Here is a 7,427-nt window from a genome sequence, read left to right as displayed (position 1 = left end):
GAATAGGAGCGGCGCGCCTGGTAGCCGTCCGGGGCCGTCAGCCTGATGTCGACATGCTGTCCGGCAAGGTGAGCGAAAGGCCGCGACGGCTGGAACCAGAAGCTGGTGACGCGCGGCGTGCGCTTTTCGATGCGGGTGATCGTGGCTGCCTGCCAGGGCGATTGCGGCGACGGCTCGGCGCTCATCGATTGCTGCTCACGCGTCGCCCCTCACCGGTCGCTGGAATAGCGCTGCTCGCGCCAGGGGTCGCCATACATGTGATAGCCGCGAAGCTCCCAGAAGCCCGGTTCGTTGCGCTCGGTGAACTGCAGCCCGTTCACCCATTTGGCCGACTTCCAGAAATAGAGGTGCGGCACCAATAGCCGTGCCGGCCCGCCATGATCCGGCGTGATCGGCTTGCCTTCATAGAGCAGCGCCACCATCGCCTTGCCGGTGACGAGGTCCTTGGTCGGCACATTGGTGGAATAGCCGTCAAAGGACAGCGCCAGCGTGTAGGCGGTCGGCGGCTCGATGCCGGCGTCGGCGAGGATGTCGTCGATCATGACGCCCTGCCAGGGCGTGTTGAATTTTGTCCAGGCCGTCACGCAATGGATGTCGCGCGTCATCTTGCTCTGCGGCAGCGCGTTGAACTCGGCCCAGTTCCATTTCTTGATCGGCTTTGGCCCGTGCTTGAGGGTGAAAGACCAATCCTCCGTGCGCACGCGCGGCGTCGGCCCGGCCGAAAGCACGGGAAAACCCTGCTCCAGATACTGGCCGGGCGGAATGCGCGCATCGGTGTCGGAAGGGGGACGCCGTCCGGAAAAGAAGCCGCGCGTGATCATCAAGACATCCCTCGTGCCGGATTCGATCGACCGTAGGGAGTGTTCTCGAATACGCCTCGGGGGGCAACAGAAATCTTGAGAGTGGAGCCCGCCGGAGATGCCGGCAGGCCCCTGTCGAAGCGCTTCTCAGCCGGCGGCGAAAGGCACGGCGACGAAGATCTGCGCGTCACCGCGATCGATCAGCAGGAGAACAGACTTCCTGCCGGACTTGCCGGCCTCGGCGATCGCCTGGTTGGCCTGCCTGGCCGTCTTCACCGGCGTCTGGTCGACGCCGACGATGACGTCGCCCGGCTGGATGCCGGCGACCGAAGCCGCCTTGTCCGGATTGACCCGCTCGACCACCGCGCCGCGCTGGTTGCCGGCAAGGTTGAGCTGGTCGCGGATATCGGGCGTGAGGTCGGTCAGGCCGAGGCCGAGCGAGGGAACGCGCAAGCCCTGTTCGGCCGACGGGCTGCTGCCTTCATTGCCGCTCGACGCCGTCTTCTGATCCTCGGCGTTGCGGCCGACATCGGCGGAGATCTGCATCGCCTTGCCCTTGCGCCAGACATCGAGCGTTTCCTTGACGCCAGGCGACACATCGGCGACGGCGCGCGACAGGTCCTTGGGATCCTTGATCTCCTGGCCGCCGAAGCCGGTGATGACATCGCCGGTTTTAATGCCGGCCTTGGCCGCCGGCGATCCGTCGGTAACCTGGGAAACCAGCGCGCCGCCCGGATGTTCGAGGCCGATGGCGCTGGCGACATCCGGCGTGACCGGCTGGATCTGCACACCGAGATAGCCATATTCGATGTCGCCGCCCTTCATCAGCTTGGCGACGACCTTCTCAGCCTGATCCGAAGGGATGGCAAAACCGACGCCGACGCTGCCGCCATTGGGCGAATAGATGGCGGTGTTGATGCCGATGACATTGCCGTTGACGTCGACCAGCGGGCCGCCGGAATTGCCGTGGTTGATCGGCGCGTCGATCTGGATGAAATCGTCGAACGGCCCGCTATGCAGGTCGCGGCCACGCGCCGAGACGATGCCGGCGGTGACGGTGGTGCCGATGCCGAACGGATTGCCGATCGCCAGCACCTGGTCGCCGGTCATCAGCTTGCTGGAATCCCCCCATTTGACGGTCGGCAGCGGCTTGTCGGCCTTGATCTTGAGCACCGCCAGATCGTTCTTGGCGTCATGGCCGACGAGCTTGGCGGGAAGCTCGGTGCCGTCGTCGAGCGTCACCTTGATCGAGCTTGCGCCGTCGATGACGTGATTGTTGGTGACGATGGTGCCGTCGGCGCCGACGATGAAGCCCGAGCCGAGCGCCTCGGCGCGCTGCCCCTGCTGCTGCGGCGGCGTGCGCGGCATCGGCATGCCCTGGTCGCCGAAGAACTGCTGGAAGAACTGGTCGAACGGCACATTGCCACCGAGGGGCGAACCGTCATCCCCCGCCTGTGGCTGCGCCTTCATGATCGAGGTGATTGTGACAACCGCCGGCTTGGTGACGGCGATGACCGGGGCGAAGGAGCCGTTCGGGGCCGTGATGCCGGCGACCGGGGTCTGGGTCGTCGCGGCCACCGTGCTCAGGCCGGAATTATTCTGGGCAAAGGAGACGACGACGGGCGAAATGATCAGCGCGACGCCCAGCAGGGCGGCGACGCGATGTCTGCGAAGAATGCTTGATGGTGACATGGTCGTTCTGTCCGGGCGAGAGTTGATCCGGCGTCGCGGGCGCTCCCACGGAAGCGTCCGTCAACGTGCCGATGGCCGGATCTGCCTGTCTCGCCGTGCATGGCAGCCGGCCGTCTCGACAGACAAGCATCTAGGTCGCCGAATGGCCTGAATTAGGGTTTTGCGGTGACCTTACAAAGATTTAATTCAGGAAGCGCTCACGAACCGCTGCCGCCGGCGCAGATAAGAGGAGGTAATTTCGTGCATTCTGGCGCGATCGAAACTCGGGCCGTGGCCGCCATGGCCGATGCGGATCGGCAGGTCGAGCAGGCGCTGCATGGTGCGGCAATAGGCCGTGCGGTCGGAATCCGGCAGGTCGTCGATCAGCATGCCGTCATAGATCGCGTCGCCTGCAAAGAAGAGGCCGTCGATCTCGTCGAAGAGCGCGATGGAATCGGGCGAGTGTCCGGGCAGATGCAGCACACGGAACTTCCGGTCGCCGAGATCGACGACATCGCCCTCGTCGAGCGCGCGGGTCAGCGGCGCGGAAGGAATGCGATAGTCGGCCGCCTTCCAGTCCGGTGCCGGCAGTTTCGAGACGGCGCCGTCGAGATTGTAGAACATGTAGGCGTAGGTGACGGTATCATCCATGCCGTCGAACTTAGCCGCGCTGACCTTCGGTCCCATCCTGAGAGGAAATTCGTGCAGCGAGCCGACATGGTCGAGATGGATGTGCGTGGCAACGACGATGAGCGGCTTGCCGGGCGGCGTGTCGACCTCAGGCGCCAGCGGACGGATGCCCATGCCGGTGTCGACCAGAAGGTCCGCATCGCGGCCTTTCAAATGCCAGATATTGGCGCGCACGAAATCATGCACGAAGGGCTCGGTCAACACCGTCGTGCCGGCATCGACTGTCGCCTTGCCGAACCAGTCGCCGACCTCAAGCTCGGGCATCGGACCGCCCATCAGACGAACGGCTTCCCTACCTTGTACTTTTCCGGCACGAGACGCTTCAGATAGGCCATGCCCGCGTCTGAAAGCTGGTTGGCGTCCGGCTGCATGAAATCGTCGGGCATATGGCGGGTCTTGCCGGCCACCGCCTTCAGCGGCACCTTTTTCAGCACGGTCTTCGACCCATCATACTGGATCGCAACCGAGCCGCCACCTTCCCCGGCGACGGCGATCGCGAAGGCGCCGGCGTCGAAAGCCTCCTGGGCGTCGACGGCGCTGATGGCGCCGACATAGCCGCGCGGCATGTAGCCTAAAGCATCGACGCGTGCGCGCTTGCCGGGCAGGCCTTCGGCCAGGGCTCGTTCGAGCGCCGCCGGCAGGTCGCTGCCCGACAGCTTGACGTTGCCGTGCTGATCGCGCTCAAGCTTCTCCGGCGGCACCAGGCTTTCGACCAGCGCCTTGCCGTCGGCGGTGCTGACGCCTTCCGAGACGGCGACGATGCAGCGCTTGTGGCGGTCCAGCTTCTCGCGCACTTCATCGATGAAGCGCTTCGCCGAGAAGGCGCGCTCCGGCACGTAGACCAGATGCGGGCCGCTGTCGGGATCGAGCTGCCAGGCGGCCGCTGCGGCGGTGAGGAAGCCCGCATGCCGGCCCATGACGATGCCTACATAGATGCCGGGCAAGGCGCGGAAATCGAGGTCGACGGAGAGAAAGGCGCCTGCGACGAACTCGGCCGCCGAGATGAAGCCCGGCGTGTGGTCGTTCTCCTCAAGGTCGTTGTCGATGGTCTTCGGCGCATGCACGAAGGCGATCGAGCCGCCGGCGGCATCGGTCAGGATCTGCTGCGTGCCCGAGGTGTCGTTGCCGCCGATATAGATGAAGGCGTCGGCGCCGACCTTCTTCAGGCCGTTGAGGATGACCTCGCAATAGGCGGCGTCCGGCTTGTCGCGGGTCGAGCCAAGGGCGGCGCTTGGCGTGCCGGCGATCAGCCGCAGCCGATCCTCGGGGATGGCGGAGAGATCGACATAGTTGCCGTCGCGGATGCCGCGCACACCATGGATCGAGCCCAGCACCCTGGCGCCGGGATGACGCTTGCGGATTTCCAGCGTGGCGCCGACGACCGTCTGGTTGATGACGGCGGTCGGGCCGCCGCCCTGCGCGATGACGAAGGTTCCAGCCATGCTCGTTCTCTCCCGAAGTTTTCAGGGCACCTTCGCCTGTCTTGCGGCATCGCGCAACGGAAGAGTGGGCCGACGGACCCGATCAGACCACGACGACCGGGTTCTTCTTGGAAACGCGGCTGTAGAGGTCGATGATGTCCTGGTTGATCAGGCGCACGCAGCCCGACGACATCGCCTGGCCGATGCTCCACCATTCGGGCGAGCCGTGGATGCGGTAGCCGGTGTCCTTGCCGTTCTGGTAGATGTAGAGCGCCCGAGCGCCGAGCGGATTGGTGAGGCCGCCGGGCTGGCCGCCCTGCCATTTCACCAGTTCCGGCTTGCGCTGGATCATTTCCGGCGGCGGCGTCCAGACCGGCCATTCGCGGCCATACTGGATATTGGCGCGGCCCGACCAGCGGAAACCGTCCTTGCCGATGCCGACGCCGTAGCGGATGGCGTCGCCCCCCGGCTGGACGAGATAGAGCATGCGCTCCTCGAGATGCACGACGATGGTGCCGGGCGCCTCGCCGGTCTTGTCGACGACGATCTGGCGGCGGAACTGCGGCTTGACCTTCTGCCACGGCACCGCAGGCACCTCGAAGCCGCCGTCGGTAAGCGAGGCGTACATGACGTCCGGGGCGGTGACGTTCTTGTCGACGCTGATCGCCGGACGCATCGGCGGCACGGAACCGGTGACGGTGTTGTCGAGCTGCATTTGCGGCAGGTCGAGCGTGTCGGTGGTGGTGCAGCCGGCAAGGCCCAGCAGCGCCATGGCGCCGGCGCCGGAAAGCAAGGCACGGCGGGAAAGTTGAATTTCGGTATCGATTGCGGCGCCGTTGGAAGGCGGCGTCAGACTTTGCGGCAACTCGCGCATACACCAAACCCTACGCTGCCGGCGGGAAGCACGGTCCGGCCGGATAAGGGCATTTTCGTCACTCATGGTTGAAAAAGCGTGAAAGGGCGCTGGTCCGGCTTAACCCTAACGGATCGTTTCGCCGGCTGATGGGGCTACCGGTCGAGGCGCCTAAGATTTTCGCTGAAGATTTTTCCGGCGGCCCCTTTACATTCCCGACGACCCCAGGATTTATCCTGTTCTTTGCGCTCAAGGAGCAGGGAAATGTCCTTCGAAAACTGGGCTGCCTTCGCCGCCGCCTCTTCCATCCTTCTCGTCATTCCGGGCCCGACGATCCTTTTGGTCGTCTCCTATGCGCTGGGCCAGGGCTGGCGCACCGCGCTGCCGATGGCCGTCGGCGTCGCGCTGGGCGACTTCACCGCCATGACGCTGTCGATGCTCGGCATCGGCGCGCTGCTCGCGGCTTCGGCCACCGTGTTCACCATCTTGAAGGTGATCGGCGCCGGCTACCTCATCTATCTCGGCATAAAACTGTTCCGCGCCGGCGGCGCGCTGAAGGCCGAGCCGCGCACCGACGCGGTTTCGGCGGCAAGGATGATGGCGCATGCCTGGCTGGTGACGGCGCTGAACCCGAAGAGCATCACCTTCTTCGTCGCCTTCCTGCCGCAGTTCCTCGACCGGCACGCCGACTTCTGGACGCAGATGCTGATCTTCGAGACGACCTTCCTGACCTTGGCCTTCGCCAATGCCTTCGGTTACGCGCTGGTCGCATCGAGGGCCCGCGCCATCGTGCGCAATCCAAAGGCCATCCGCATCTTCAACCGCACCGGCGGCACGCTGCTGGTCGGCGCCGGCATCGCCACGGTGGCGATGCGCTCGGGGAATTGAGGCGGCGCACGCCCGGCAGGCCTGAGGCACTATCGACCACGGGTTGGCACGCTCCTCGCCGATGCTTTAGGATCGGGCTCCAGACAGCAAATTCGCGATCGTCGAAGGACACAGAATGGCGCTGAAGGATGCATTCGGCCTGGCTTACTCGGGCGCGACCGAAGCCGGGTTTTCATCCTACGCCCGCGCCGTGCATGAGCTGCAATGCTTCATCGGCGATCCGGTCGGCTCCGCCGATCGCGCGATCGCCGAGGATCCCGGCTTCGTCATGGCGCATGTGCTCAAGGGCTACCTCTTCGGCCTCGCCACCGAGCGCGAGGCAACGCTCGTGGCCAGAGCATGCCACGAGGCGGCCTTGCCGCTCGCCGCCACGGCGCGCGAGCGGGCGCATGTCGCGGCCCTCGGCCATCTTGCCTGGGGGCGCTGGCATGAAGCCTCCCGCATCCTCGAGGATGTCGCCATCGACCATCCGCTCGATCTCGTGGCTCTGTTGACCGGGCATCAGATTGATTTCTTCACCGGCAATGCCCGCATGCTGCGCGACCGCATCGGCCGCGCCCTGCCAGCCTGGCGAAGCGACATGCCCGGCTATCATGCGGTTCTCGGCATGCAGGCCTTCGGGCTCGAGGAGATGGGCGATTATGCGCGCGCCGAACGGCTTGGCCGCACGGCTGTCGAGATCGAGCCCCGCGACGGCTGGGCGCAGCACGCCGTCGCCCATGTCATGGAGATGCAGAGCCGGCAAAAAGACGGCATCGCGTGGATGCGCGCCAATCCCGACGCCTGGACCAGGGAAAGCTTCCTCAAGGTGCACAATTGGTGGCATCTGGCGCTGTTCCACTACGACCTCGGCGAGGTCGCCGAGGTGCTGGCGCTCTATGACGGACCGATCTATGGCGAGGCATCGACGATGGCGCTCAATATGGTTGATGCCTCGGCAATCCTGTGGCGGCTGCGCCTCGGCGGCGTCGATGTCGGCGGCCGCTGGACGGCTCTGGCCGACAACTGGCACAAGGCCGGCGGCGGCAATTATGCCTTCAACGACGCGCATGCGATGATGGCCTTTGTCGGCGCCGGGCTGGAAGCGCCGGCGCCGACAAAGGC

Annotated in this window: 7 protein-coding genes and 1 pseudogene; 2 read left to right on the top strand and 6 right to left on the bottom strand. The window is 65.4% G+C overall.

What is annotated here, in order from left to right; translation table 11 throughout:
* From EOA24_RS21340 to EOA24_RS21315, 6 genes and pseudogenes are all read right to left on the bottom strand, one after another.
* Nucleotides 1-185 (bottom strand): annotated as a pseudogene (locus EOA24_RS21340) (oxidoreductase); the annotation flags it as partial.
* Nucleotides 186-209: 24 nt separating this feature from the next.
* Complete coding sequence (locus EOA24_RS21335; protein WP_127410041.1) at nucleotides 210-821, bottom strand: molybdopterin-dependent oxidoreductase; 612 nt, start codon at nucleotides 819-821, stop codon at nucleotides 210-212.
* 126 nt (nucleotides 822-947) lie between these two features.
* Complete coding sequence (locus EOA24_RS21330; protein ID WP_126079929.1) at nucleotides 948-2,492, bottom strand: DegQ family serine endoprotease; 1,545 nt, start codon at nucleotides 2,490-2,492, stop codon at nucleotides 948-950.
* 186 nt (nucleotides 2,493-2,678) lie between these two features.
* Nucleotides 2,679-3,425: an MBL fold metallo-hydrolase gene (locus EOA24_RS21325; RefSeq protein WP_126079930.1), complete on the bottom strand. Its 747-nt coding sequence runs from the start codon at nucleotides 3,423-3,425 to the stop codon at nucleotides 2,679-2,681.
* 11 nt (nucleotides 3,426-3,436) lie between these two features.
* Nucleotides 3,437-4,603 (bottom strand): diphosphate--fructose-6-phosphate 1-phosphotransferase, encoded by a 1,167-nt coding sequence (locus EOA24_RS21320; protein WP_126079931.1) that lies wholly within the window; start codon nucleotides 4,601-4,603, stop codon nucleotides 3,437-3,439.
* An 82-nt stretch (nucleotides 4,604-4,685) separates the two neighbouring features.
* Complete coding sequence (locus EOA24_RS21315; RefSeq protein ID WP_245467355.1) at nucleotides 4,686-5,354, bottom strand: L,D-transpeptidase; 669 nt, start codon at nucleotides 5,352-5,354, stop codon at nucleotides 4,686-4,688.
* A 345-nt stretch (nucleotides 5,355-5,699) separates the two neighbouring features.
* Here EOA24_RS21315 and EOA24_RS21310 point away from each other — a divergent pair, with 345 nt between their 5' ends.
* Both EOA24_RS21310 and EOA24_RS21305 read left to right on the top strand, forming a co-directional pair.
* On the top strand, nucleotides 5,700-6,323 hold the full coding sequence (locus EOA24_RS21310) for a LysE family translocator (protein ID WP_126079933.1): 624 nt from the start codon (nucleotides 5,700-5,702) through the stop codon (nucleotides 6,321-6,323).
* A gap of 115 nt (nucleotides 6,324-6,438) precedes the next feature.
* Nucleotides 6,439-7,427 (top strand): tetratricopeptide repeat protein (locus EOA24_RS21305; protein WP_133374562.1); only part of this gene is annotated, 989 nt, incomplete at its 3' end.

Origin of the sequence: Mesorhizobium sp. M2A.F.Ca.ET.039.01.1.1, assembly GCF_003998035.1 — a bacterium.
Taxonomy (GTDB): Bacteria; Pseudomonadota; Alphaproteobacteria; order Rhizobiales; family Rhizobiaceae; genus Mesorhizobium.
This window is presented reverse-complemented; position numbering and strand designations above follow the sequence as displayed.